The organism is Streptococcus mitis bv. 2 str. SK95 (genome assembly GCF_000222705.1).
GTDB classification, from domain to species: domain Bacteria; phylum Bacillota; class Bacilli; order Lactobacillales; family Streptococcaceae; genus Streptococcus; species Streptococcus mitis_AY.
The window spans coordinates 21,686-46,216 of sequence record NZ_AFUB01000011.1; the positions used below are offsets into that span (position 1 = coordinate 21,686).

Here is a 24,531-nt window from a genome sequence, read left to right on the forward strand (position 1 = left end):
CGAAGTGAATATAGCAATCATAAGTATTTTACTACGAATGCTTATTTGGAGGGGAAATGAAAAGCAAAGTGATTAAGAAGGTAATTGGTTTACTGTTTCCTATTCTCACATTATTTATGTTGTCTGCATGTAACAACAGAGTCGATCGTGATTTAGCTAAAACAGCTATTTCAAACATTCGTTCTGTAGTAGAAGCTGCAGGGTTAGAAGCAGAAGGATACTCGACAGCTGATACCTTTGGTTATCAGGGATCTCCAATTTACATTAAAGGAAATAAGAAATTTGTTGATGTCTATGTGGATTTTGAAAAAGATTATGTTGAGAGCACTCCAGTCCTTAAATACAATTCGAGGCTTAAAGAAGTTGAAAAGAAAAAATTCTTTGGTTTTTCCAAGAAAACAGTCTACCGTTTAGAAATGGAGTATGTTTCTGGTGATGACAACTATGACCGACTTAAGGAAGCTTATAATATATTACTTCAAAGTGGTAGCTTGACTTCAACATATTTAAGCGATGATGTGATTAGGAATCTTTATATTAAAAATTCAATTGAATTGGACTCATTTGACTCCTATTATTCTTTGGTTCCAAAAGAAGAATATAGTGGCAACCCCAAAACCCGTCTTGAAGAGAGAGATAAAAGAGAGGCAATTTTGAAGACGGATGTAGAAGAACTCACTCCCTTAATTGAGGACCTAGACTCAAGTAGAGTCAACAATCTTGATGAAGAGACGCTTGTTCGTAATCGAGATCTACTTTTAAAAAGAGTTGCTGACAATCGTTCGACCTTTAGTATTCGAATACGCATTGATATAGAGCAGGTACGAAGACAAAACCTACAAGTAACTAATGAAGATATTGACAATTGGACGGATTCTGATTTCGAATACTTACTTGCCCAAATACTTCAAAGCGATAAACTACCTAAGAATACAGAAGTACGTTTTACTATAAAATATGGAAGCAAACTGAATTGGGAGACATTCAGTTTCAATAAAGAATAATTTTCGAAAGACATTCAGGAGTTCTCTTGTTTGTCTTTTTACTTAGCTTTTTGGTATAATGAACCAAGTATTAATTTAGAAAGATTTGTGGGTGTCAAATAGTCTAGTAGCTTGTTTTTATTTGGACTTAGTTTCCACCCAAAGAGGTATTAGTGTCGTGTCTCAATCTTATATCAATGTTATCGGTGCTGGTTTGGCAGGTTCTGAAGCAGCCTACCAAATCGCAGAACGTGGTATTCCAGTTAAACTATATGAAATGCGTGGTGTCAAATCAACTCCTCAGCATAAAACAGATAATTTTGCTGAGTTGGTTTGTTCCAATTCCTTACGTGGGGATGCTTTGACCAATGCAGTTGGGCTTCTCAAGGAAGAAATGCGTCGCTTGGGTTCTGTTATCTTGGAATCAGCAGAAGCTACACGTGTTCCTGCAGGCGGTGCGCTTGCGGTGGACCGCGATGGTTTCTCCCAAATGGTGACTGAGAAAGTGGCCAACCACCCCTTGATTGAGGTGGTTCGTGATGAAATTACAGAATTGCCGACGGATGTTATTACGGTTGTAGCGACTGGTCCTTTAACCAGCGATGCCCTAGCTGAGAAGATTCATGCCCTTAATGATGGGGATGGATTCTATTTCTACGATGCGGCGGCGCCGATTATTGACGTTAACACCATCGATATGAGCAAAGTTTATCTCAAGTCTCGTTATGATAAGGGAGAAGCTGCCTACCTCAACGCTCCAATGACCAAACAAGAGTTTATGGATTTCCATGAAGCCTTGGTCAATGCGGAAGAAGCACCGCTCAATTCGTTTGAAAAAGAAAAGTACTTTGAAGGTTGTATGCCGATCGAAGTCATGGCTAAGCGTGGCATTAAAACCATGCTTTATGGTCCTATGAAACCAGTTGGTCTGGAGTATCCATACGATTATACAGGCCCTCGTGACGGGGAGTTCAAAACACCGTATGCAGTTGTCCAGCTTCGTCAGGATAATGCGGCTGGTAGCCTCTACAATATCGTTGGTTTCCAAACCCACCTCAAATGGGGAGAACAAAAGCGTGTCTTCCAAATGATTCCAGGTCTTGAAAATGCGGAGTTTGTTCGTTATGGGGTCATGCATCGCAATTCTTATATGGATTCACCAAATCTTCTTGAACAGACTTACCGTTCTAAGAAACAACCCAACCTCTTCTTTGCTGGTCAAATGACGGGTGTGGAAGGCTATGTTGAGTCAGCAGCGTCAGGCTTAGTTGCGGGTATTAACGCAGCTCGACTCTTCAAGGGTGAAAGTGAGGCCATCTTCCCAGAGACCACAGCGATCGGAAGTCTAGCTCATTACATCACTCATGCAGACAGCAAACATTTCCAACCGATGAACGTCAATTTTGGGATTATCAAGGAATTGGATGGCGAGCGTATCCGTGATAAGAAGGCTCGTTATGAAAAAATTGCAGAGCGTGCCCTGAGTGACTTAGAGGAATTTTTAACTGTCTAATTTTTTTGAAAGAATTGCTCATGATACTATAAAAATCTTAGAAATTGTGATAAAATAGGTAGGATAAAAAAAGGAGAGTAAAAATGGCGAACCCCAAGTATAAACGTATTTTAATCAAGTTATCAGGTGAGGCTCTTGCAGGTGAACGTGGCGTAGGGATTGATATCCAAACAGTTCAAAAAATCGCAAAAGAGATTCAAGAAGTTCATAGTCTAGGTATCGAAATTGCCCTTGTTATTGGTGGAGGAAATCTCTGGCGTGGAGAACCTGCTGCAGAAGCAGGAATGGACCGTGTTCAGGCAGATTACACTGGAATGCTTGGGACCGTTATGAATGCACTTGTAATGGCAGATTCATTGCAGCAAGTTGGTGTTGATACGCGTGTACAAACAGCTATTTCTATGCAACAAGTGGCTGAGCCTTACGTTCGTGGACGAGCTCTTCGTCACCTTGAAAAAGGCCGTATCGTTATCTTTGGTGCTGGGATTGGTTCACCTTACTTCTCAACAGATACAACAGCGGCCCTTCGTGCAGCTGAAATTGAAGCGGATGCCATTCTTATGGCTAAGAATGGCGTAGATGGTGTTTACAATGCCGATCCTAAGAAAGACAAGACAGCCGTTAAGTTTGAAGAATTGACTCACCGTGACGTTATCAACAAAGGTCTTCGTATCATGGACTCAACAGCTTCAACCCTCTCTATGGATAATGACATTGACTTGGTTGTCTTCAACATGAACCAACCAGGTAACATCAAACGTGTCGTATTTGGTGAAAATATCGGAACAACAGTTTCAAACAATATCGAAGAAAAGGAATAAGAAAATTATGGCTAACGCAATTGTAGAAAAAGCTAAAGAGAGAATGACCCAGTCTCACCAATCACTTGCTCGTGAATTTGGTGGTATCCGTGCCGGTCGTGCCAATGCAAGTTTGCTAGACCGTATTCACGTAGAATATTATGGAGTCGAAACTCCTCTTAACCAAATCGCTTCAATTACCATTCCTGAAGCGCGTGTCTTGTTGGTAACACCATTTGACAAGTCTTCGTTGAAAGATATCGAACGTGCCTTAAACGCTTCTGACCTTGGTATCACACCAGCTAATGATGGTTCTGTGATCCGTTTGGTTATCCCTGCTCTTACAGAAGAAACTCGTCGTGACCTTGCTAAAGAAGTGAAGAAGGTCGGTGAAAATGCTAAAGTGGCTGTCCGCAATATCCGCCGTGATGCTATGGACGAAGCCAAGAAACAAGAAAAAGCAAAAGAAATCACTGAAGACGAATTGAAGACTCTTGAAAAAGATATTCAAAAAGTAACAGATGATGCTGTGAAACACATCGACGACATGACTGCCAACAAAGAAAAAGAAATCTTGGAAGTCTAAAAATAAACAGAAAAACTCAGTTGGCATTGCTGGCTGAGTTTTATTCGAAAGAAGGAAATATGAATACAAATCTTGCAAGTTTTATCGTTGGACTTATCATCGATGAAAATGACCGTTTTTACTTTGTGCAAAAGGATGGTCAAACCTACGCTCTTGCTAAGGAAGAAGGTCAACACACAGTAGGGGATACGGTCAAAGGTTTTGCCTACACGGATATGAAGCAGAAACTCCGCTTGACCACTCTAGAAGTGACTGCCACTCAGGACAAATTTGGTTGGGGAACGGTAACGGAAGTTCGTAAGGACTTGGGTGTTTTTGTGGATACAGGCCTGCCTGATAAGGAAATCGTTGTGTCACTCGATATCCTCCCTGAGCTCAAGGAACTCTGGCCTAAGAAGGGTGACAAACTCTACATCCGTCTTGAAGTGGACAAGAAAGACCGAATATGGGGACTCTTGGCTTATCAAGAAGATTTCCAACGTCTGGCTCGTCCCGCCTACAACAACATGCAGAACCAAAACTGGCCAGCCATTGTATATCGTCTCAAGCTATCAGGGACCTTTGTTTATCTGCCAGAGAATAACATGCTTGGTTTTATCCATCCTAGTGAGCGCTACGCAGAGCCACGTTTAGGGCAAGTGTTAGATGCGCGTGTGATTGGTTTCCGTGAAGTGGACCGTACTCTTAACCTCTCGCTCAAACCACGTTCTTTTGAGATGTTGGAGAATGATGCCCAGATGATTTTGACCTACTTAGAAAGCAGTGGCGGTTTTATGACCTTGAATGATAAGTCGTCTCCTGAGGACATCAAGGCAACCTTTGGCATTTCTAAAGGTCAGTTCAAGAAAGCACTCGGTGGCTTGATGAAAGCTGGCAAAATCAAGCAGGACCAGTTTGGTACAGAGTTGATTTAGACCTTATAGACATGATAAAGAAACTTGAAGAAATGAGTTTAGAGGAACTCTGGCAACTTTTTCCTATTTTTCTAGTAGAGCACAAATCAGAGTGGAAAGACTGGTATGAATCGGAAAAAGCAAATCTGAAAAAAATATTGGGTGCAAATGTTATTAAAAGAATAGAACATATCGGTAGCACTGCTATCCCTAATATTTGGGCCAAAAATATCGTTGATATTCTGTTAGAAGTAGGTAGAATAGAGGATTTAGCAAGAGTTAGGGATTTATTGGTGAAGAATGGTTGGCTAGTGATGTCGGAGAGTCCTAACAGGATTTCGCTAAATAAAGGATATACAGAGCAGGGATTTGCTGAGAAAGTTTTTCATTTACATTTGCGAATGACGGGAGATCATAACGAGATTTATTTTAGAGATTATCTCTGCCAGCATCCAGATATCGCCCAAGCGTATCAGGAATTAAAACTCAGTTTGTGGAAAAAATTTGAACACAATCGAGACGCATATACAGATGCGAAAACGGATTTTATAAACCACTATGTGTCAGAGGCTAAGTCCAGTAATTTTTAAAAATCAGAAAAGTTTCATCAAAAAAAGTCTTGATAGGAGAAAGAATTGAGAAAATCATTTTACACTTGGCTCATGACCGAGCGCAATCCTAAAAGTAACAGTCCCAAAGCTATCTTGGCAGACCTCGCTTTTGAAGAGTCAGCCTTCCCAAAACATACAGATGATTTTGATGAGGTGAGTCGCTTTTTGGAGGAGCATGCCAGTTTCTCTTTTAACTTAGGAGACTTTGATGCCATCTGGCAAGAGTATTTAGAACACTAGAGACAATGAGATAAGGCTAGTATTTTATTGTTCTCTTTGCTATAATAAAAAGAAATAAACGGATTAGAGAGGTTCTTTATTTGAAGGAACATTCAATAGACATTCAACTGAGTCATCCAGATGACTTGTTCCATCTTTTTGGTTCCAATGAGCGCCATCTTCGTTTGATGGAAGAAGAGCTCGATGTGGTGATTCATGCCCGTACGGAAATTGTCCAGGTTATCGGAGAAGAGTCTGCCTGTGAGGAAGCCCGTCAGGTTATCCAGGCTTTGATGGTCTTGGTGAATCGAGGAATGACCGTTGGCACGCCAGATGTGGTGACTGCGATTAGCATGGTCAAAAACGATGAAATCGACAAGTTTGTCGCCCTTTACGAAGAAGAAATTATCAAGGACAATACTGGGAAACCGATCCGTGTCAAAACCTTGGGTCAAAAACTTTATGTGGACAGTGTCAAACAGCATGATGTGACCTTTGGAATCGGACCTGCCGGGACAGGGAAGACCTTTCTTGCAGTGACCTTGGCAGTGACTGCCCTTAAACGTGGGCAAGTCAAGCGGATTCTCCTGACTCGTCCAGCAGTGGAAGCAGGAGAAAGTCTAGGATTTCTTCCGGGTGATCTTAAGGAGAAGGTGGATCCTTATCTTCGACCTGTTTACGATGCCTTGTATCAGATTCTGGGGAAAGATCAAACGACCCGTCTCATGGAGCGTGAAATAATCGAAATAGCGCCCCTTGCCTACATGCGTGGACGGACCTTGGATGATGCCTTTGTCATTCTAGATGAGGCGCAAAATACGACCATCATGCAGATGAAGATGTTCCTGACACGTTTAGGTTTTAATTCGAAGATGATTGTCAATGGAGATATCAGTCAGATTGACCTGCCGCGAAATGTCAAGTCCGGTTTGATTGATGCCCAAGAAAAGCTTAAGAACATTCACCAAATCGACTTTGTTCATTTTTCAGCTAAGGATGTGGTTCGTCATCCAGTTGTCGCTCAGATTATCCGAGCTTATGAACCAGCTCCAGTTAAAAATGAAGAAAAGGGCCAAGAAACAGAATAGCAAAAAAGAGCAGTTCAGATGTGAACTGCTCTTTTTTTACTGAGTGTCTAGCTTTAAACAAGCTCGTCGATAGAAGTATGATCTTTATCAAGGCCTTGAGCAACTGGAAGACTAGTCAAGTAACCTTGATAAGTTGTAACTCCTTCGCGCAAACCTTGGTCTTCAGTGATTGCCTTCTTAAAACCTTTTCCTGCTAAGGCTTCGATGTAAGGAAGGGTGACATTGGTCAGGGCAATGGTCGAAGTACGGGCAACCGCACCAGGGATATTGGCAACGGCATAGTGGAGAACACCATGTTTTTCATAGACGGGTTCATCATGCGTGGTCACACGGTCAGCTGTTTCGATAACACCACCTTGGTCAACAGCAACGTCAACGATGACAGATCCTGGACGCATTTGTTTGACCATCTCATCTGTCACCAATTTCGGTGCTTTGGCACCAGGGATGAGAACTGCACCAATCACCACATCAGCATCTTTCACACTTGCTTCGATATTGAATGAATTGGACATAAGAGTTTGGATTTGGTTTCCGAAGACTTCCTCTAAGACTGAGAGTCGTTTAGCACTGATATCTAAAATAGTTACTTGAGCACCAAGTCCAAGGGCGATGCGGGCAGCATGTGTCCCGACGACACCGCCACCGATGATGGTTACTTTTCCTTTTGGAACACCCGGTACACCACCAAGTAGAACACCAGAACCGCCAGCTTGTTTGGTAAGGAAGTGAGCTCCGATTTGAACTGCCATACGACCAGCAACCTCACTCATAGGAACGAGGAGTGGCAGATGTCCTTGGCTGTCACGGACAGTTTCATAGGCAATTCCTGTTGTTTTTGCTGCTAACATAGCATCTGCTAATTCTGGAGCAGCGGCCATGTGCAAGTAGGTGAAGAGGAGAAGGTCGTCGCGCAAGTACCCATATTCAGAAGCTAGTGGTTCTTTTACTTTCACGACCAACTCAGCTGCCCAGGCTTCGTCAGCAGTAGCGACAATCTCAGCACCTTGCTTTTGATAGTCAGCATCAGTAAAGCCTGAACCGAGTCCAGCGTTTGTCTCGATGAGGACACGATGACCACGACCAACTAAGCTATGGACACCAGCAGGTGTCAGGGCAACACGGTTTTCATTATTCTTAATTTCTTTTGGAATTCCGATTAACATATAGGTTTACTCCATTTTCTAAATTCGGGTCTTTAAAATCAAACATCACAGAGAAACCCGATTATCGTGATGTTTTTATTTTATATAAAACTGTTTCGAAAATCAAGAAAAACTTTTGCTTTGATGAGCTTTTTTTGATAAGCTAGTAGGAAAATACTTGTAAATAGGGGGAAGTGTGTATGGAATCAATATTTGTGAAATTTGCCCAGTATCCATCTATAGAAACGGAACGTTTATTGCTTCGACCCGTAACCTTAGATGATGCGGAAGCTATGTTTGAGTATGCCTCAGACAGAGAAAATACACGCTACACTTTTCCAACCAATCAAAGCTTAGAAGAAACTAAGAACAACATCGCTCAGTTATACTTGGCCAATCCCTTGGGACGGTGGGGAATAGAATTAAAAAGCAATGGTCAGTTTATTGGAACCATTGATTTGCACAAGATTGATCCTGTTCTTAAGAAGGCGTCTATTGGCTACATTATCAATAAAAAGTATTGGAATCAAGGATTAACGACAGAAGCCAATCGTGCCGTGATTGAGCTGGCTTTTGAGAAGATTGGAATGAATAAGTTGACCGCCCTTCACGATAAGGACAATCCTGCATCTGGAAGAGTCATGCAGAAATCAGGCATGCGCTTTTCCCATGCAGAACCATATGCTTGTATGGATCAACATGAAAAAGGTCGAATCGTTACAAGAGTTCATTATGTCTTGACCAAGGAAGACTATTTTGCAAATAAATAAGCAGTTGAAAAGAAATTTTCGACTGTTTTTTCTTCCTCTTACGAATAATCTAAGAGAGGAGAAAATATGGAAGCAATTATCGAGAAAATCAAAGAGTATAAAATCATTGTCATCTGTGCAGGTCTGGGCTTGCTTGTAGGCGGATTTTTCCTGCTAAAGCCAGTTACACAAACATCTGTGAAAGAAACAAATTTGCAGACCGAAGTTGCAGCTGTTTCAAAAGATTTATCGGCTGAAAAAGAAGTGAAGAAGGAGGAAAAGGAAGAGCCTCTGGAACAAGATCAGATCACTGTAGATGTAAAAGGTGCTGTCAAATCGCCAGGGATTTATGATTTGCCAGTAGGGAGTCGGATTCATGATGCCGTTCAGAAGGCGGGTGGATTGACAGAGGAGGCAGATAGCAAGTCGCTCAATCTAGCTCAGAAAGTCAGTGACGAGGCTCTGGTCTACGTCCCGAGTAAGGGAGAAGAAGCAGTGAGTCAGCAGACTGGTTCTGGAACGACTGCTTCGACAAGTAAAGATAAGAAAGTCAACCTCAATAAAGCCAGTCTGGAAGAACTCAAACAGGTCAAAGGATTGGGAGGAAAACGAGCCCAGGATATTATCGACCATCGTGAGGCGAATGGCAAATTCAAGTCGGTAGATGAATTAAAGAAAGTCTCTGGCATTGGCGCTAAGACCATAGAAAAGCTAAAAGACTATGTTACAGTGGACTAAGAGTTTCCCTATCCCCCTAATCTATCTGACTTTTCTGTTACTTTGGCTTTACTATGCCATTTTCTCAGCGTCCTATCTCGCACTGCTAGGTTTTGTTTTTTTGCTGGTCTGCCTCTTTTTCCAATTTCCTTGGAAATCTGCTGGCAAAGTTTTAGCGATTTGTGGCTTCTTTGGCTTCTGGTTTCTGTTTCAAACTTGGCAACAGACACAAGCGAGTCAAGACTTAGTCGCTTATGTTGAAAAGGTGAGGATTTTACCAGATACCATCAAGGTCAATGGAGATAGTCTGTCCTTTCGGGGCAAGGCTGACGGCCGTACCTTCCAAGTTTACTATAAACTTCAGTCCGAGGAAGAGAAAGAGCATTTCCAGATCTTGACAGACCTTCATGACTTGGAACTAGAAGGGAAGCTTTCAGAGCCAGAAGGCCAGAGGAATTTTGGTGGTTTTGACTACCAAGCCTATCTGAAAACTCAGGGGATTTACCAAACTTTGACTATCAAAAGAATCCAGTCCCTCAAAAAAGTTAGCAGTTGGGATATAGGTGAAAACCTGTCGAGCTTACGTCGAAAGGCTGTTGTTTGGATCAAGACACACTTTCCAGATCCTATGCGCAACTACATGACGGGGCTCTTGCTAGGACATCTGGATACGGACTTCGAGGAGATGAATGAGCTCTATTCTAGTCTAGGAATTATCCACCTTTTTGCCTTGTCAGGTATGCAGGTAGGATTTTTTATGGATGGGTTTAAGAAGCTCCTTTTGCGATTGGGCTTGAGCCAAGAAAAGTTGAAGTGGCTGACTTATCCTTTTTCCCTTATCTATGCAGGTCTGACAGGATTCTCAGCTTCGGTCATTCGCAGTCTCTTGCAAAAGTTACTGGCCCAACATGGCTACAAGGGCTTGGACAATTTTGCCTTGACGGTGCTTGTCCTCTTTATCATCATGCCCAATTTTTTCCTGACAGCAGGAGGGGTCTTGTCCTGTGCCTACGCCTTTATCTTGACCATGACAAGTAAAGAAGGCGAGGGGCTCAAGGCTGTTGCCAGAGAAAGTCTGGTCATTTCTTTAGGAATATTGCCCATTTTATCCTTCTATTTTGCAGAATTTCAACCTTGGTCAATTCTTTTGACCTTTGTCTTTTCCTTTCTGTTTGATGTGGTATTCTTACCGCTTTTGTCCATCTTATTTATTCTCTCTTTTGTTTACCCAGTCACTCAGTTTAACCTTATCTTTGAGTGGTTGGAGAACATCATTCGCTTGGTATCGCAGCTGGCAAGTAGGCCCCTGGTCTTTGGACAACCCAATGCATGGCTTTTAATCTTATTGTTAATTTCCTTGGCTTTAGTTTATGATTTTAGGAAAAACATCAAAAGGGTAGCAGGATTAAGCCTCCTTATCGTGGGGCTCTTTTTCCTGACCAAGCATCCACTTGAAAATGAAATTACCATGCTGGACGTTGGGCAAGGTGAAAGTATTTTCCTACGGGATGTAACTGGTAAAACCATTCTCATAGATGTGGGAGGAAAGGCAGAGCCTGATAAGAAAATCGAGTACTGGCAAAAAAAGGCGACGACCAGCAATGCCCAGAGGACCTTGATTCCCTATCTTAAAAGTCGCGGAGTAGACAAGATTGACCAGCTGATTTTGACCAACACAGAGAAGGAGCATGTTGGAGATTTACTGGAGGTGACCAAGGCTTTCCATGTAGGGGAGATTTTAGTATCAAAAGGAAGTTTGACACAGCAGGAATTTGTAGCGGAACTACAAGCGACTCAAACCAAGGTGCGCAGTGTGGCAGCAGGGGAGAACTTGCCGATTTTTGGCGGTTACTTAGAAGTCCTATCTCCAAGGAAGATTGGAGATGGAGGTAATGAGGATTCTCTCCTTCTTTATGGAAAACTTCTGGATAAGCACTTTCTCTTCACTGGAAACTTGAAAGAGAAGGGAGAGAAGGAACTTTTAAAGCAATACCCTAACTTCGAGGTGGATGTCTTGAAAGTCGGTCAACATGGTTCTAAAGCATCATCAAATCCAGTTTTCCTAGAAAAACTCAACCCAGAGCTTTCTCTCATCTCAGTTGGAAAGAACAATCGTGCGAAACTCCCCCATCAGGAAACCTTGATTCGACTAGAGACCATCAAGAGTAAGATTTACCGAACTGACCAGGACGGAGCTATTCGCTTTAAAGGATGGAATAGTTGGCAAATCGAAAGTGTTCGTTAGGAAGAAAGTGTTATATATTAGTAAAATAAACTAAAATCTGTTGCATCATAGTGAGAAAAACGATATAATGAAAGCGTCTTCAATACTAATGATATAAATGCAATGAAAACCATGAAAAATCAGCAAAAGTCGCTTTCTTAGCTAGTTTATACTCTATTGGTCTTTTTCAGTTCAGTGTATCTGCTGTGACAGTCACTAAAAGTTATCGGTATGATTGGAATACTGTTTGGAAGTATAGTACCAACTATCACAACCATCAATACATTTCTATCCCGTCATGGTCTCGTTATGACAGCTACGATGAATATAAAGTTGGTACTGGCTGGAATTACGATCGTTATGAGGTCATAAACTACTATACTTACGGATATTAATAGTTAAACGTTTAGAAGAAGGAGGGCTGGATATGATAACTCTTACTCATGTTACCTTAAAAACGCGACAAGTCATCTTGCAAGATGCGGATTTTACCTTTAAAAAGGGTAGGATTTATGGCCTTCTTGCTATCAATGGCTCGGGAAAGACGACACTATTCCGAGCTATGAGCAAGTTGCTTCCCCTTAGTAGTGGACACATCGCAGTTCCTCCTTCTTTGTTTTATTATGAGAGCGTTGAATGGCTGGATGGAAACTTAAGTGGGATGGACTACCTTCGTCTCATAAAAAACATCTGGAAGTCAGACCTAAACTTGAGGGATGAAATCGCCTACTGGGAAATGGCTGACTATATCAGTCTTCCCATCCGCAAGTATTCCTTAGGGATGAAGCAACGCTTGGTGATTGCTATGTATTTTCTCAGTCAGGCGAAATGCTGGCTCATGGATGAGATTACAAATGGCTTAGACGAGTATTATCGACAGAAGTTTTTTGATAGACTGGCACAAATCAATAGACAAGAACAGATGGTTCTTTTGAGTTCCCACTACAAAGAGGAGTTAGTGGAGATTTGCGATAGCATGGTAACCATTCATCAGGGGCAGATAGAAGAGGTTCCGTTATGAAAGATATTAGCCTATTTTTGTTAAAGAAAGTTTTCAAAAGTCGTTTAAACTGGATTATCTTAGCTTTATTTGCATCTGTACTCGGTGTTACCTTTTATTTAAATAGTCAGACTGCAAACTCACACAGCTTGGAGAGCAGGTTGGAAACTCGTATTGCAGCCAACGAGAGAGCTATCAATGAAAATGAAGAGAAACTCTCCCAAATGTCTGACACCAGCTCGGAGGAATACCAGACTGCTAAAAGTGATTTAGACTTGCAAAAAAATCTTTTGACGCGAAAGAAAGAAATTCTGACTTTATTAAAAGAAGGGCGCTGGAAAGAAGCCTACTATTTGCAGTGGCAAGATGAAGAGAAGAATTATGAATTTGTATCAAATGACCCGACTTCTAGCTCTGAATTAAAAATGGGGGTTGACCGCCAACGGAAGATTTACCAAGCCCTGTATCCCTTGAACATAAAAGCACATACTTTGGAGTTTCCTACCCACGGGATTGATCAGATTGTCTGGATTTTAGAGGCTATCATCCCAAGCTTGTTTGTGATTGCTATTATTTTTATGCTAACACAACTGTTTGCAGAAAGATATCAAAATAATCTTGATACAGCTCAGTTATATCCTTTTTCAAAAGTGACATTTGCCATGTCCTCTCTTGGAGTTGGGATGAGCTATGTAACCGTGCTGTTTATCGGAATCTGTGGCTTTTCTTTTCTAGCAGGAAGTCTGATAAGTGGTTTTGGACAGTTAGATTATCCCTACCCGTTCTATAGCTTAACGAATCAAGAAGTAACTATTGGAAAGATACAAGATGTGTTATTTCCTAGCTTGCTCTTAACTTTCTTAGCCTTTATCGTCATTGTGGAAGTCGTCTACTTGATTGCTTACTTTTTCAAGCAAAAAATGCCTGTCCTCTTTCTTTCACTCATTGGGATTGTTGGCTTGTTGTTTGGTATCCAAACGATCCAGCCTCTTCAGAGTATTGCACATCTGATTCCCTTTACATACTTGCGTTCAGTGGAGATTTTATCTGGCAGACTACCTAAGCAGATTGATAATGTCAATCTGAATTGGAGCATGGGGATGGTCTTACTTCCTTGCCTGATTATCCTTTTGTTAGTTGGGATTCTATTTATCGAAAGATGGGGAAGTTCACGTAAAAAGGAAGTTTTTAATAGGTCTTAGTATTCCTATACGGAAGGTGAGGAAAAAACTAACACAGGGAGGGAACCAACTAGGTTCTCTCTTTTTGATGTCATCAAGAAGAAAACAGAAAGTTTTTTGAAAAAACGACTTTTTATCTTGACAAGGGATAGAAAACTTGGTATCATATAAAAGTTGAGAAAAGCAGAAGTGAGAGCTTCTCGCCTTGTGACATCAAGTTGCCTGGCCCTACGGATGAAAAGTTTCTAAGAAACGCTATCATAACGTGCGGGCTTGTATCATTACGAGTCCGCTCTTGTTTTTCTCTAATAATAAAAAAGAGGTGAAAACCATAGCAAAGCAAGACTTATTCATCAATGATGAAATTCGTGTACGTGAAGTTCGCTTGATCGGTCTTGAGGGAGAACAGCTAGGCATTAAGCCACTCAGCGAAGCGCAAGCATTGGCTGATAGTGCAAATGTTGACTTAGTATTGATTCAACCCCAAGCAAAACCGCCTGTTGCTAAAATTATGGACTACGGTAAGTTCAAATTTGAGTACCAGAAAAAGCAAAAAGAACAACGTAAAAAACAAAGTGTTGTTACTGTGAAAGAAGTTCGTCTGAGTCCAACTATTGACAAGGGAGACTTTGACACAAAACTTCGCAATGCACGTAAATTCCTTGAAAAAGGAAATAAAGTTAAGGTATCTATTCGCTTTAAGGGTCGTATGATTACCCATAAAGAGATTGGTGCAAAAGTTTTAGCCGAGTTTGCTGAAGCAACACAAGATATTGCGATCATCGAACAACGAGCTAAGATGGATGGACGCCAAATGTTCATGCAGTTGGCGCCAGCAACTGACAAAAAATAATTGTCAGAAAGTTAAATAAAGGAGAAAAAATCATGCCAAAACAAAAAACACACCGCGCATCAGCTAAACGTTTCAAACGTACAGGTTCTGGTGGACTTAAACGTTTCCGTGCTTACACTTCTCACCGTTTCCACGGAAAAACTAAGAAACAACGTCGTCATCTTCGTAAAGCATCTATGGTGCATTCAGGAGATTTCAAACGTATCAAAGCAATGCTTACTCGCTTGAAATAATAGCCTAATAGTAAGTAAACAATTCTAGGAAATATTTGGAGGAAATAAAACATGGCACGTGTTAAAGGTGGCGTTGTATCACGCAAACGTCGTAAACGTATTCTTAAATTAGCAAAAGGTTACTATGGAGCTAAACACATCTTGTTCCGTACTGCAAAAGAACAAGTAATGAACTCTTACTACTATGCATACCGTGACCGTCGTCAGAAAAAACGTGACTTCCGCAAATTGTGGATCACTCGTATCAATGCGGCAGCTCGTATGAACGGACTTTCATACTCACAATTGATGCATGGTTTGAAATTGGCTGAAATCGAAGTTAACCGTAAAATGCTTGCTGACTTGGCTGTTAACGATGCAGCAGCTTTCACAGCTCTTGCAGATGCAGCTAAAGTAAAACTTGGTAAATAATTACTTTTAAGACTGGAACAGGATTGTCCCAGTCTTTTTAGAAATAAAGGAGAAAGCTATGGCTTCAAAAATGCTACACACTTGCTTGCGAGTAGAAAACCTTGAAAAATCAATCGCATTCTATCAAGATGCTTTTGGTTTTAAAGAATTGCGTCGCAGAGATTTTCCAGATCATGCTTTCACCATTGTCTATCTAGGACTTGAGGGGGATGACTATGAGTTGGAGTTGACTTATAACTATGATCACGGTCCCTACGTGGTAGGAGATGGTTTCGCCCATATTGCCCTCAGTACACCTGACCTTGAGGACCTACATCAAGAACATAGCGCTAAAGGCTATGAGGTTACAGAGCCCAAAGGCCTACCAGGTAACCCACCAAACTATTACTTTGTCAAGGATCCTGATGGCTACAAGGTCGAAGTGATTCGTGAAAAATAATCCAGTACAGTCAAGTAGAATGTTCGTTTTCTACTTGACTTTTTTACTTTGAAAGAGTATACTAATACAAATTTAACCTTTAAGGGGAGTCCAGAGAGACTCACAAGGTGTCAGATAAAAGGAATAGGGGATTCTCTGTGGAGACTTTTTAGGTGTGTCCATGAGTTCTGTCCTATCTCGACTGAGACCTTGCAATAGCAAGGTCTTTTCTTTATCTGGTCCCCTTAAAATTTAAGGAGGAAAATCATGAATCCCACATGTAAGAAGCGTATGGGTGCGATTCGTTTGGAAAGCATGAAGGTGGTCGCACAGGAGGAAATCGCGCCAGCAATCTTTGAATTAGTCCTAGAAGGGGAGATGGTTGAAGCCATGCGAGCAGGCCAATTTCTCCATCTTCGCGTGCCTGATGATGCCCATCTCTTGCGTCGTCCAATTTCAATTTCGTCTATTGACAAGGCTAAGAAGCAGTGTCGCCTCATTTATCGGATTGAAGGTGCTGGAACCGCTATTTTTTCAACCTTAAGTCAGGGTGATAGTCTTGATGTGATGGGACCTCAGGGAAATGGTTTTGACTTGTCTGACCTTGACGACCAGAGCCAAGTTCTCCTCGTTGGTGGTGGGATTGGTGTTCCACCCTTGCTTGAGGTAGCCAAGGAATTGCATGCGCGTAGGGTGAAACTAGTGACAGTCCTCGGTTTTGCTAATAAGGATGCTGTCATCCTCGAAAAGGAATTGGCCCAATATGGTCAGGTCTTTGTAACGACAGATGATGGTTCATATGGTATCAAGGGAAATGTGTCAGTCGTCATTAATGACTTAGACAGTCAATTTGATGCTGTTTACTCATGTGGAGCTCCAGGAATGATGAAGTACATCAATCAAAGGTTTTCTGACCACCCAAGAGCCTATCTATCTCTAGAATCTCGTATGGCTTGCGGGATGGGGGCCTGCTATGCCTGCGTTCTAAAAGTGCCAGAAAGTGAGACAGTCAGTCAACGTGTCTGTGAAGATGGCCCTGTTTTCCGTACAGGAACAGTTGTGTTATAAGGAGAAAGTCATGACTACAAATCGCTTACAAGTTTCTCTACCGGGTTTGGACTTGAAAAATCCCATCATACCAGCATCAGGCTGTTTTGGTTTTGGCCAAGAGTATGCCAAGTACTATGATTTAGACCTTTTAGGATCTATTATGATCAAGGCGACGACCCTTGAACCGCGTTTTGGCAATCCAACTCCCAGGGTTGCAGAGACACCTGCTGGTATGCTCAATGCAATCGGCTTGCAGAATCCTGGTTTAGAAGCTGTTTTAGCTGAGAAATTGCCTTGGCTGGAAAGAGAATACCCAACACTTCCTATCATCGCAAATGTAGCTGGCTTTTCAAAACAAGAGTACGCTACCGTTTCTCGAGGAATTTCCAAGGCAACTAATGTAAAAGCTATCGAGCTCAATATCTCTTGTCCGAATGTGGATCACGGCAATCATGGACTTTTGATTGGGCAAGATCCTGACTTGGCTTATGAAGTGGTAAAGGCAGCTGTGGAAGCCTCTGATGTGCCAGTTTATGTCAAGCTAACTCCTAGTGTAACGGATGTTGTCACCATTGCCAAAGCCGCAGAAGATGCAGGAGCAAGTGGCTTAACCATGATCAATACCCTTGTCGGTATGCGCTTTGACCTCAAAACTAGAAAACCAATCCTAGCCAATGGAACAGGTGGAATGTCAGGTCCAGCAGTCTTTCCAGTAGCCCTCAAACTCATTCGCCAAGTCGCCCAAACAACCGACCTTCCCATCATCGGAATGGGGGGAGTGGATTCGGCTGAAGCTGCTTTAGAAATGTATCTGGCTGGTGCCTCTGCCATCGGAGTTGGAACAGCCAACTTTACCAATCCATATGCCTGTCCTGACATCATCGAAAATCTGCCAAAAGTCATGGACAAATATGGCATTAGCAGTTTGGAAGCTCTCCGTCAGGAAGTCAAAGCGAATCTGAGATAGGCTAGACCTTTCTTATCGTCAACAAGACATAGAATCTTCATCAATTTGTAATATTTCCGTTAGTTAACTATGTTACAATAGGTTTTATAAACTAGTAATAGTGTAGATAGTTTTCTACTGAGGAGAATAAAATGAAGAAGATACTACTTGCAAGTACTGTCGTTCTTTCTATGGCAGGATTTGCAAAGACATCTGTATATGCTGAAGAATCTCAGGTTACGAAAAAAACTCAGACCACAGATGTAGTCGAGAAAAAAGAAGAAGTTGCTCCCAAGAAAGAAGTTCCTAAAGTCGAGGCGAAGAAAGAGCCAGCTGTAAAAGAGGAAAATCCTTCTAAAGATGACTCATCCAAAAAGGAAAAAAAGAGGAAGTTATCAAGGAAGGTTGGCAGAAAGAACAAGGAAACTGGCGTTTTTATGAAAATAACCAGCCTGTCGTAAACTGGAAAAAAATTAGTGGCACTTGGTATTACTTTGACAAAAACGGTATTATGCTCAGTAATAGCATAGTTGATGATTACCTTGTCAAAGGTAACGGTGCCATGGCGGAAAACGATTGGGTGAAAATATCTGACAAGTGGTACTATGCCACAGCTTCAGGCAAGATTTCTCGCGACAAATGGGAAAAGATTGAAGGTAGCTGGTATTACTTTGATAAAGATGGTGTCATGCTTAGTCGCACCATCTATAATGACTATCTCTTCCAAGGTAGTGGTGCCATGGCAGAAAATGATTGGGTGAAAATATCTGACAAGTGGTACTATGCCACAGCTTCAGGCAAGATTTCTCGCGACAAATGGGAAAAGATTGAAGGTTCTTGGTATTACTTTGATAAGGATGGTGTCATGCTTAGTCGCACCATCTATAATGACTATCTCTTCCAAGGTAGTGGTGCCATGGCAGAAAATGATTGGGTGAAAATATCTGACAAGTGGTACTATGCCACAGCTTCAGGCAAGATTTCCCGCAATAAATGGGAAAAAATCAAAGGAACATGGTACTACTTTAATAGCGATGGAGTGATGGCAAGTAGCCAGTGGAAAAGTGACTACTATCTGAAAGATAGTGGCGCTATGGCGGAAAAAGAGTGGATTTTTGATAAATCCTACAATAGCTGGTTCTACTTGAAGTCAGGTGGGGCCTACGCTTCCCGTGAATGGATTGGATCATACTACCTTAAATCTGGTGGCTATATGGCCAAAAATGAATGGATTTTTGACAAAGATTACGATGCTTGGTACTATCTAAAAGATGATGGTCGATATGTAACGGGTACTTTTACGATCAAAGGTAAAGAGTATTCCTTCCAGAATAATGGGAAGTGGATCTCAGAGGCAAAATATTACAAAGTAAAACCGATTATTGCTTATGTTTATAGCGCTTCTGGTGAAAGATTGAGTTATGTATCCAAAGGAACTATCGTCTCACTTGGAGATGTCCAATCTAAAAAAGATAGTCAAATACCAGTCAATGTTTCTGGTTTATCTGGCTTCATGAATAAAAGTGATTTAGAAGCTATTGATAAAGATAGTGAATTTGTCCCTCATTATACAAGTGATGGCAAGTATTTTTACCATGAGTTATCACCTTATGTAAGTCTCCGTGTTGCGCCACATAGCTCAGCTATGACTATTGGTAAGAAATATTATTCAACTGATGGAATTCATTTTGATGGCTTTACCATTGAAAACCCCTTCCTCTTTAGAAATTTGACTAAACCAAGTAATTACAGCGCAGCTGAATTGAATAAAGTTTATTCTTTGATGAATATTAGGGATAGTCGCCTCGCTGGTAAGGGTGCTATTTTTAAGGAAGCTGAGGAACGATATGGTGTGAATGCTCTTTATTTAATGGCTCATAGTGCACTTGAGAGTGCTTGGGGACGGAGCCAGATTGCCAAGGATAAGAATAACTTCTTTGGAATTGCGGCTTATGATTCGAGCCCATATGCCTCAGCCAAAAAATTTGATGATGTGGACAAGGGGATTCTCGGTGCGGCTAAGTGGATTCGTGAAAATTACATTGACTATGGCAGAGACCACCTTGGAAACAAAGCGACAGGAATGAATGTTCTCTATGCTTCTGACCCATACTGGGGAGAGAAAATTGCCAGCATCATGATGACCATCAACAGCAAACTTGGTGGGAAAGACTAATCAAAAGAACTCAACGGTAACTACTGAAAAGTGGTTATCGTTTTTGTTTTGAACATTGGAGGAATAATAGTATAATAACAGTCTCTTTAGTCTTGAATAATTAACAAAATGATAGTAGAATGAAAGAGGAGATATTAATCTAATCACTATATAAAAATAAAGAAGATTTTTATGAAAAAGCTACTATCCTTCTCAATTGCCTTGTTTTCGATCACAACACTAGTTGCGTGTTCTGTACATAAGGTAGAATCAAAGGTTCCAGAAGAAAAAGTCGAGCAGAAGCAAGTCAAGTTCGATGAAAAGTTGTTTAAAGAAGCTGGACTCTTGCCTTTTAAAAATGAGAAGCAACTAGAACTTGGGGAATTGGATTCTAAATCACGCGCAACGGGTGCTCATATTCAACTTAAGGACAGCGATGAGCCAGAAGAGAGAGTCTAAGTTGACTTATGATCCAGTTGGATGGCACAACTATAAATTCTTTTATGGTGATGGTAAAAAAGAAGCTTGGCTGATGAGTCAAGGGCATTTGATAGGGTATCAATTTAGTGGATTGAATGATGAAAAGAAAAACTTGGTTCCTATGACTAATTGGCTAAATGCTGGAACTTATTATGGTACAGATAATACTAATCAAGAAAGTATGCTTTACTATGAGAATCGATTGGACTCTTGGTTGGCCAATCATCCGAACTACTATCTTGACTACAAGGTGACCCCAATCTATCAAAAGGACGAATTGATCCCGAGACAGATTGAGTTGCAGTATGTGGGAATAGATGAAAAAGGCAAACTCTTGGAAATCAAGGTGGGTGGTAGTAAAGAAAAGGTTGATCAGTATTCAGTGACGCATGTCGTTTTAGACAATGTTTCAGCTAATGCGGAAATCAATTACTTGGACGGTACAGCTAAAAATACAGTCGAAAACAAAGAAGAAAAAGCTAAGAAGGAAGCTGAGGAAAAAGCCAAGAAAGAGGCTGAAGAAAAAGAAGCCGCTGAAAAGAAAGAAATCAGAGAAGCCGGATTGCAGTGGTAGTAAGAATTTAGTAGATATACAGTCAAAAAAACGTTGGAAAACGGTTTTTTGTTATAATTAAATTAAGAATGTAGAATTAAAGGAGAAAAATTTGATGAGATACATAACTCTTGGTCAAGATGACAAAGAATTATCAGAAATTGTTCTCGGAATGATGAGAATAAAAGATAAGTCTGTAAAAGAAGTTGAAGAGCTTGTAGAAACAGCACTTTCTGTTGGAATCAATGCTTTTGACTTGGCTGATATTTATGGTCGTGGTCGTTGTGAAGAACTGTTAGGTATTGTCCTAAAAAATCGTCCAGATTTAAGAGAAAAGATGTGGATTCAGTCCAAATGTGGCATTCGCATTGAAGAATTTACCTATTTTGATTTTTCTAAGGACTATATTATAAAATCAGTTGACGGAATTTTGCAAAGATTGAAGATTGATCATCTAGATAGCTTGCTTCTTCATCGACCAGATGCTTTGATGGAATCTGACCAAGTAGCAGAAGCCTTTGATCTTCTTTATAAACAAGGTAAGGTCCGAGATTTTGGAGTTTCTAATCAAAATCCTATGATGATGGAGTTGCTTAAAAAAGATGTCAAGCAGCCGTTAGCTGTTAATCAGCTACAATTGAGTGCGGCTTTTACTCCAGGATTCGAATCAGGTTTTCATGTTAATATGGAATATAGTCAAGCAACTATGCGAGATGGCAGCGTTTTTGAATATTGCAAATTACACGATGTGGTCATTCAAGCATGGTCTGTCTTACAATTCGGGTATTTTAAAGGGAACTTTGTTGGTAATGAGAAATTTCAAGCTTTGAATCAAGTACTTGATCGTCTAGCTTTTAAATATGGAGTAACCCCTTCAACTATTGCCATTTCTTGGATATTGCGTTATCCAGCAAAAATGCAGGCAGTCGTAGGTACAACAAATCCTAAGCATTTGAGAGAAGTTAGCCAAGCGGCAAACTTTAGCTTAACAAGAAAAGAATGGTATGAAATTTATCTTGCAGCAGGGAATAATTTGCCGTAAGTAGAAGCAGATTTAAATAAATCACAGTCAAAAAGCCGTTGGAAAACGGTTTTTTGTTATAATTAAATGAAGAATATAGAATTAAAGGAGAACATCATGACATTTGAAGAAATCCTGCCTGGATTAAAGGCTAAGAAAAAATATGTACGAACTGGTTGGGGAGGGGCTGAAAACTATGTGCAGCTTTTTGACACCATCGAGCAAAACGGGGTTGCACTTGAAGTGACGCCCTATTTCCTAATCAACGTGTCTGGAGAAGGGGAAGGTTTTTCCATGTGGAGCCCGACACCTTGTGATGTTTTGGCGACGGATTGGGTAGAAGTGCATGACTAGACGTGTATTGATTACGGGAGTGAGTTCAGGGATCGGTTTGGCTCAAGCTCGCCTCTTTTTAGAGAGTGGCTATCAAGTTTATGGAGTTGACCAAGGCGAAAATCCACTTTTACAGGGTGATTTCCACTTTTTACAGAGAGATTTGACCTTGGACTTGGAGCCGATTTTTGACTGGTGCCCTCAGGTGGATGTTTTGTGTAATACGGCCGGTGTATTGGATTATTACAAACCACTTTTGGAGCAAACAGCTCAGGAAATTCAAGAGATTTTTGAAATCAACTACATAACTCCTGTTGAGCTAACTCGACATTATTTGACACAAATGCTGGAAAGTAAAAAAGGGATCATCATCAATATGTGCTCCGTTGCTTCTAGTCTAGCTGGCGGAGGTGGTCACGCCTATACCTCGTCTAAGCACGCCTTAGCTGGCTTTACCAAGCAGTTGGCTCTAGACTATGCTGAAGCTGGAATTCAGGTCTTTGGGATCGCTCCAGGAGCTGTTAAGACAACTATGACCGCTTCCGACTTTGAACCAGGAGGCTTGGCAGACTGGGTAGCTAGTGAAACACCCATCAAGCGCTGGATTGAACCAAGTGAGATTGCTCAAGTTAGCCTTTTCTTGGCTAGCGGTCAGGCATCTGCCATGCAAGGACAAATCCTGACAGTGGATGGTGGCTGGAGTTTGAAGTGATGCTTTGGTACAGTTTGCATTGTTCACTATTGGAGGTTAAAGATGGAACAAGATATATTTGGATTTGAGTTTCCAAGTTTCTACCATCAGTTTTTATTGGAATGGGACGAAGTGGATCCTTATGAGATTGGTGACTCAGGTATCTGTTTATATGCTAAGGAGGATCTCTTAGAGCGTAATGAGACCTATCAGATAGAAGTAGATGAACCAGACTTCTTTATGATTGGTCAAGAGGGAGATTTGGCCTACTTTATCAAGAAAAATGCTGATGATTGCATTTATGAAAATGATTTGGGTGCTTTGGACTCTTTAGAAATGCAAAAAGTTGCTGCAACTGTCTATGACTTTATTGACAAGGTCTTAGAAGAAAGATTGTAAAAACCGGAGGGATAATTATGCTGAGAGCAACAGATGCGAATGAGCCAATTACAAGAGAAGAACTTTTACAATTTGAGGAGAAGCTTGGAAAGAAATTGCCGGAAGCCATGTTAAACTTTTATCTCAAGTACAATGGTGGTCAATCTTGTGTGTCTGGTGTTCATGATGACAAACATCTCTTTCCTTTCAATGCTTTTTATTCATTAGAGGAGATGGAGAAGGCCCTCAACTGGTTTGACGATGAGGTTGTTCCTGCTGGATTTCAGGCTAAAGACCTCCTTCATTTTGCCTATGATCCTGGGTCTGGAAACTATGCTCTGTCTCTAAGGGAAGAAGATTATGGCAAGGTTTACTACTATGTTTTAGAAGAAAGAGCTGAGATTTTTGGTCAATGGCTTTCATTTGAGGCTTTTCTGACTAGTTTTGTGGAAGGTGAGTAGAAATAAAAGGAGCAATCATGCGTAAACACCAATTCTTTTCACTAGCAGATATTTTAGAGCAAGTTAAGTTAGAACAATGTACTCAAGATGACTTTTGCCTCTATGGCAATGATGAAGGGAATTTGACTCTCGATAGCCTTTATTTTGGTGTCGGATTATCCAGTTGTAGTTGATGATAAAGATGTCTACCCTGTGGAAGTAGTAGAGAGAAATCTTAATCTGGTATATTATGGTGAGCATCTGATAGATGTCCTTCTAGTGCATTGGATGAAAAGCCAGATGCAAGCCCTGAATACTTGGTCGATGCCTTAATTTATTATAATCAACATGATACTTTTATTCCCTTTGCCCAGTAACTAAGCTGGATTTGCATAGTTCTATTAAACATAAGCGAATACAGTAAGGAGTCAAGAAATGATAGATTACAAAATGGTAAATAAAAAAATTTCACCTTTTAAATTTTTAGTCCATGATGAAGAGACACAAAGTGTTCGAGGGTCGCTCATTTATTATCCTGATGGAGAATACAGACAGGAAGTATTCGACACTCGGGAAGATGAGGGATTCGAAGGAAATGGATACGATTGGGCATCTCTTGCTTTGATATTTTTAGAGGAAAAAATGCCTGAATTAAGCGAATCTATTGACTTTGATCCAGAAGGAAGTATGTTTTGTGCCTATTCTTCCAATATTGATGCCTTAGCAACATTTGCTTTAGGTTTTAAGGAGTTTTGCGACGATTCTGAGTCTATGATAGACTTGTTTAGTCGAGCAGAGTTAGATTAGCTGATTAGAAAAGCTTTAACTACTAGATATTTGACTAGGGAAAAAACACAAAG

General features: G+C 40.9%; 28 protein-coding genes, 2 pseudogenes and 1 other annotated feature. Of the genes and pseudogenes, 29 read left to right on the top strand and 1 reads right to left on the bottom strand.

All coding sequences use genetic code 11. From position 1 onward, the window contains the following. Positions 1–56 precede the first annotated feature (56 nt). The 8 genes from HMPREF9965_RS03825 to HMPREF9965_RS03860 all read left to right on the top strand — a co-directional run bounded on the left by HMPREF9965_RS03825 (position 57) and on the right by HMPREF9965_RS03860 (position 6,693). Positions 57–1,004, top strand: a complete 948-nt coding sequence (locus HMPREF9965_RS03825) for a hypothetical protein (protein WP_000837900.1) — start codon at positions 57–59, stop codon at positions 1,002–1,004. 157 nt (positions 1,005–1,161) lie between these two features. Then, a complete protein-coding gene (gene trmFO / locus HMPREF9965_RS03830) occupies positions 1,162–2,496 on the top strand; it encodes a methylenetetrahydrofolate--tRNA-(uracil(54)-C(5))-methyltransferase (FADH(2)-oxidizing) TrmFO (RefSeq protein ID WP_000083713.1) in 1,335 nt (444 codons plus the stop codon). Positions 2,497–2,579: 83 nt separating this feature from the next. Next, a complete protein-coding gene (gene pyrH / locus HMPREF9965_RS03835) occupies positions 2,580–3,317 on the top strand; it encodes a UMP kinase (RefSeq protein ID WP_000002990.1) in 738 nt (245 codons plus the stop codon). A 7-nt stretch (positions 3,318–3,324) separates the two neighbouring features. Then, complete coding sequence (gene frr, locus HMPREF9965_RS03840; RefSeq protein WP_001262235.1) at positions 3,325–3,882, top strand: ribosome recycling factor; 558 nt, start codon at positions 3,325–3,327, stop codon at positions 3,880–3,882. Positions 3,883–3,941: 59 nt separating this feature from the next. After that, complete coding sequence (gene cvfB, locus HMPREF9965_RS03845; RefSeq protein WP_001095437.1) at positions 3,942–4,796, top strand: RNA-binding virulence regulatory protein CvfB; 855 nt, start codon at positions 3,942–3,944, stop codon at positions 4,794–4,796. A gap of 11 nt (positions 4,797–4,807) precedes the next feature. Continuing rightward, complete coding sequence (locus HMPREF9965_RS03850) at positions 4,808–5,365, top strand: GrpB family protein (RefSeq protein WP_025170812.1); 558 nt, start codon at positions 4,808–4,810, stop codon at positions 5,363–5,365. A gap of 45 nt (positions 5,366–5,410) precedes the next feature. After that, on the top strand, positions 5,411–5,626 hold the full coding sequence (locus HMPREF9965_RS03855) for a YozE family protein (protein ID WP_001232084.1): 216 nt from the start codon (positions 5,411–5,413) through the stop codon (positions 5,624–5,626). A gap of 80 nt (positions 5,627–5,706) precedes the next feature. Continuing rightward, entirely contained in the window at positions 5,707–6,693 is a 987-nt protein-coding gene (locus HMPREF9965_RS03860; protein ID WP_000658169.1) for a PhoH family protein, read from the top strand. A gap of 53 nt (positions 6,694–6,746) precedes the next feature. Here HMPREF9965_RS03860 and ald read toward each other — a convergent pair whose 3' ends face one another. Beyond that, complete coding sequence (gene ald, locus HMPREF9965_RS03865; protein WP_000904687.1) at positions 6,747–7,859, bottom strand: alanine dehydrogenase; 1,113 nt, start codon at positions 7,857–7,859, stop codon at positions 6,747–6,749. A gap of 179 nt (positions 7,860–8,038) precedes the next feature. Between ald and HMPREF9965_RS03870 the strand changes: the two genes are divergently transcribed. The 21 genes and pseudogenes from HMPREF9965_RS03870 (at position 8,039) to HMPREF9965_RS03970 (ending at position 24,478) form a co-directional block, all read left to right on the top strand. Further along, complete coding sequence (locus HMPREF9965_RS03870) at positions 8,039–8,608, top strand: GNAT family N-acetyltransferase (RefSeq protein WP_000443756.1); 570 nt, start codon at positions 8,039–8,041, stop codon at positions 8,606–8,608. Between the two features lie 66 nt (positions 8,609–8,674). Then, positions 8,675–9,325 (top strand): helix-hairpin-helix domain-containing protein, encoded by a 651-nt coding sequence (locus HMPREF9965_RS03875; protein ID WP_000387316.1) that lies wholly within the window; start codon positions 8,675–8,677, stop codon positions 9,323–9,325. Continuing rightward, the gene (locus HMPREF9965_RS03880; protein WP_000942454.1) at positions 9,309–11,549 is read left to right on the top strand and encodes a DNA internalization-related competence protein ComEC/Rec2; all 2,241 of its coding nucleotides are present in this window, start codon (positions 9,309–9,311) and stop codon (positions 11,547–11,549) included. Before HMPREF9965_RS03875 ends, HMPREF9965_RS03880 begins: the two co-directional genes overlap by 17 nt. Positions 11,550–11,734: 185 nt before the next feature. After that, complete coding sequence (locus HMPREF9965_RS03885) at positions 11,735–11,923, top strand: hypothetical protein (protein WP_050542304.1); 189 nt, start codon at positions 11,735–11,737, stop codon at positions 11,921–11,923. A gap of 32 nt (positions 11,924–11,955) precedes the next feature. Next, a complete protein-coding gene (locus HMPREF9965_RS03890) occupies positions 11,956–12,549 on the top strand; it encodes an ABC transporter ATP-binding protein (RefSeq protein ID WP_000631884.1) in 594 nt (197 codons plus the stop codon). After that, a complete protein-coding gene (locus tag HMPREF9965_RS03895; RefSeq protein ID WP_000652061.1) occupies positions 12,546–13,730 on the top strand; it encodes a hypothetical protein in 1,185 nt (394 codons plus the stop codon). Before HMPREF9965_RS03890 ends, HMPREF9965_RS03895 begins: the two co-directional genes overlap by 4 nt. Before the next feature lie 154 nt (positions 13,731–13,884). Continuing rightward, positions 13,885–14,016: a sequence feature (ribosomal protein L20 leader region), on the top strand. Between the two features lie 15 nt (positions 14,017–14,031). Continuing rightward, complete coding sequence (gene infC / locus HMPREF9965_RS03900; RefSeq protein WP_000848184.1) at positions 14,032–14,562, top strand: translation initiation factor IF-3; 531 nt, start codon at positions 14,032–14,034, stop codon at positions 14,560–14,562. A gap of 32 nt (positions 14,563–14,594) precedes the next feature. Further along, positions 14,595–14,795, top strand: coding sequence for a 50S ribosomal protein L35 (gene rpmI, locus HMPREF9965_RS03905; RefSeq protein WP_001125942.1), 201 nt, complete (start codon positions 14,595–14,597; stop codon positions 14,793–14,795). Positions 14,796–14,846: 51 nt separating this feature from the next. Beyond that, positions 14,847–15,206 (top strand): 50S ribosomal protein L20, encoded by a 360-nt coding sequence (gene rplT, locus HMPREF9965_RS03910; RefSeq protein WP_000124835.1) that lies wholly within the window; start codon positions 14,847–14,849, stop codon positions 15,204–15,206. 58 nt (positions 15,207–15,264) lie between these two features. Further along, positions 15,265–15,645 carry a VOC family protein gene (locus HMPREF9965_RS03915; protein ID WP_000157158.1) on the top strand — a complete coding sequence of 127 codons (381 nt, stop codon included), beginning with the start codon at positions 15,265–15,267 and terminating at the stop codon, positions 15,643–15,645. A 246-nt stretch (positions 15,646–15,891) separates the two neighbouring features. After that, a complete protein-coding gene (locus tag HMPREF9965_RS03920) occupies positions 15,892–16,692 on the top strand; it encodes a dihydroorotate dehydrogenase electron transfer subunit (protein WP_001070108.1) in 801 nt (266 codons plus the stop codon). Next, positions 16,655–17,641 carry a dihydroorotate dehydrogenase gene (locus HMPREF9965_RS03925; RefSeq protein WP_080566864.1) on the top strand — a complete coding sequence of 329 codons (987 nt, stop codon included), beginning with the start codon at positions 16,655–16,657 and terminating at the stop codon, positions 17,639–17,641. Before HMPREF9965_RS03920 ends, HMPREF9965_RS03925 begins: the two co-directional genes overlap by 38 nt. A 131-nt stretch (positions 17,642–17,772) precedes the next feature. Beyond that, a pseudogene (locus tag HMPREF9965_RS03935) lies at positions 17,773–19,796 on the top strand (glucosaminidase domain-containing protein). A gap of 171 nt (positions 19,797–19,967) precedes the next feature. Next, positions 19,968–20,811, top strand: a pseudogene (locus HMPREF9965_RS03940) (DNA/RNA non-specific endonuclease); the annotation flags it as partial. Positions 20,812–20,923: 112 nt separating this feature from the next. Beyond that, entirely contained in the window at positions 20,924–21,850 is a 927-nt protein-coding gene (locus HMPREF9965_RS03945; RefSeq protein WP_001269450.1) for an aldo/keto reductase, read from the top strand. 96 nt (positions 21,851–21,946) lie between these two features. Further along, positions 21,947–22,183: a DUF2829 domain-containing protein gene (locus tag HMPREF9965_RS03950; protein ID WP_000141913.1), complete on the top strand. Its 237-nt coding sequence runs from the start codon at positions 21,947–21,949 to the stop codon at positions 22,181–22,183. After that, positions 22,176–22,874: a 3-oxoacyl-ACP reductase gene (locus HMPREF9965_RS03955; protein ID WP_000198464.1), complete on the top strand. Its 699-nt coding sequence runs from the start codon at positions 22,176–22,178 to the stop codon at positions 22,872–22,874. The genes HMPREF9965_RS03950 and HMPREF9965_RS03955 overlap by 8 nt, the downstream gene beginning before the upstream one ends. A gap of 42 nt (positions 22,875–22,916) precedes the next feature. Continuing rightward, entirely contained in the window at positions 22,917–23,252 is a 336-nt protein-coding gene (locus HMPREF9965_RS03960; protein WP_000434268.1) for a hypothetical protein, read from the top strand. 17 nt (positions 23,253–23,269) lie between these two features. Then, a complete protein-coding gene (locus tag HMPREF9965_RS03965; protein WP_000942653.1) occupies positions 23,270–23,692 on the top strand; it encodes an SMI1/KNR4 family protein in 423 nt (140 codons plus the stop codon). A 17-nt stretch (positions 23,693–23,709) separates the two neighbouring features. After that, positions 23,710–23,865: a hypothetical protein gene (locus HMPREF9965_RS13305; RefSeq protein WP_004243103.1), complete on the top strand. Its 156-nt coding sequence runs from the start codon at positions 23,710–23,712 to the stop codon at positions 23,863–23,865. A 241-nt stretch (positions 23,866–24,106) separates the two neighbouring features. Next, positions 24,107–24,478: an Imm51 family immunity protein gene (locus tag HMPREF9965_RS03970; RefSeq protein ID WP_000568346.1), complete on the top strand. Its 372-nt coding sequence runs from the start codon at positions 24,107–24,109 to the stop codon at positions 24,476–24,478. Positions 24,479–24,531: the final 53 nt, after the last annotated feature.

Excerpts from the sequence above, each read along its gene's own strand:
- HMPREF9965_RS03825 (WP_000837900.1), top strand. The coding sequence starts at position 57 with ATGAAAAGCAAAGTGATTAAGAAGGTAATTGGTTTACTGTTTCCTATT.
- pyrH (WP_000002990.1), top strand. The coding sequence starts at position 2,580 with ATGGCGAACCCCAAGTATAAACGTATTTTAATCAAGTTATCAGGTGAG.
- frr (WP_001262235.1), top strand. The coding sequence starts at position 3,325 with ATGGCTAACGCAATTGTAGAAAAAGCTAAAGAGAGAATGACCCAGTCT.
- cvfB (WP_001095437.1), top strand. The coding sequence starts at position 3,942 with ATGAATACAAATCTTGCAAGTTTTATCGTTGGACTTATCATCGATGAA.
- HMPREF9965_RS03850 (WP_025170812.1), top strand. The coding sequence starts at position 4,808 with ATGATAAAGAAACTTGAAGAAATGAGTTTAGAGGAACTCTGGCAACTT.
- ald (WP_000904687.1), bottom strand. The coding sequence starts at position 7,859 with ATGTTAATCGGAATTCCAAAAGAAATTAAGAATAATGAAAACCGTGTT.
- HMPREF9965_RS03870 (WP_000443756.1), top strand. The coding sequence starts at position 8,039 with ATGGAATCAATATTTGTGAAATTTGCCCAGTATCCATCTATAGAAACG.
- HMPREF9965_RS03875 (WP_000387316.1), top strand. The coding sequence starts at position 8,675 with ATGGAAGCAATTATCGAGAAAATCAAAGAGTATAAAATCATTGTCATC.
- HMPREF9965_RS03880 (WP_000942454.1), top strand. The coding sequence starts at position 9,309 with ATGTTACAGTGGACTAAGAGTTTCCCTATCCCCCTAATCTATCTGACT.
- HMPREF9965_RS03890 (WP_000631884.1), top strand. The coding sequence starts at position 11,956 with ATGATAACTCTTACTCATGTTACCTTAAAAACGCGACAAGTCATCTTG.
- HMPREF9965_RS03895 (WP_000652061.1), top strand. The coding sequence starts at position 12,546 with ATGAAAGATATTAGCCTATTTTTGTTAAAGAAAGTTTTCAAAAGTCGT.
- rpmI (WP_001125942.1), top strand. The coding sequence starts at position 14,595 with ATGCCAAAACAAAAAACACACCGCGCATCAGCTAAACGTTTCAAACGT.
- rplT (WP_000124835.1), top strand. The coding sequence starts at position 14,847 with ATGGCACGTGTTAAAGGTGGCGTTGTATCACGCAAACGTCGTAAACGT.
- HMPREF9965_RS03915 (WP_000157158.1), top strand. The coding sequence starts at position 15,265 with ATGGCTTCAAAAATGCTACACACTTGCTTGCGAGTAGAAAACCTTGAA.
- HMPREF9965_RS03920 (WP_001070108.1), top strand. The coding sequence starts at position 15,892 with ATGAATCCCACATGTAAGAAGCGTATGGGTGCGATTCGTTTGGAAAGC.
- HMPREF9965_RS03925 (WP_080566864.1), top strand. The coding sequence starts at position 16,655 with ATGGCCCTGTTTTCCGTACAGGAACAGTTGTGTTATAAGGAGAAAGTC.
- HMPREF9965_RS03945 (WP_001269450.1), top strand. The coding sequence starts at position 20,924 with ATGAGATACATAACTCTTGGTCAAGATGACAAAGAATTATCAGAAATT.
- HMPREF9965_RS03950 (WP_000141913.1), top strand. The coding sequence starts at position 21,947 with ATGACATTTGAAGAAATCCTGCCTGGATTAAAGGCTAAGAAAAAATAT.
- HMPREF9965_RS03955 (WP_000198464.1), top strand. The coding sequence starts at position 22,176 with ATGACTAGACGTGTATTGATTACGGGAGTGAGTTCAGGGATCGGTTTG.
- HMPREF9965_RS03960 (WP_000434268.1), top strand. The coding sequence starts at position 22,917 with ATGGAACAAGATATATTTGGATTTGAGTTTCCAAGTTTCTACCATCAG.
- HMPREF9965_RS03965 (WP_000942653.1), top strand. The coding sequence starts at position 23,270 with ATGCTGAGAGCAACAGATGCGAATGAGCCAATTACAAGAGAAGAACTT.
- HMPREF9965_RS13305 (WP_004243103.1), top strand. The coding sequence starts at position 23,710 with ATGCGTAAACACCAATTCTTTTCACTAGCAGATATTTTAGAGCAAGTT.
- HMPREF9965_RS03970 (WP_000568346.1), top strand. The coding sequence starts at position 24,107 with ATGATAGATTACAAAATGGTAAATAAAAAAATTTCACCTTTTAAATTT.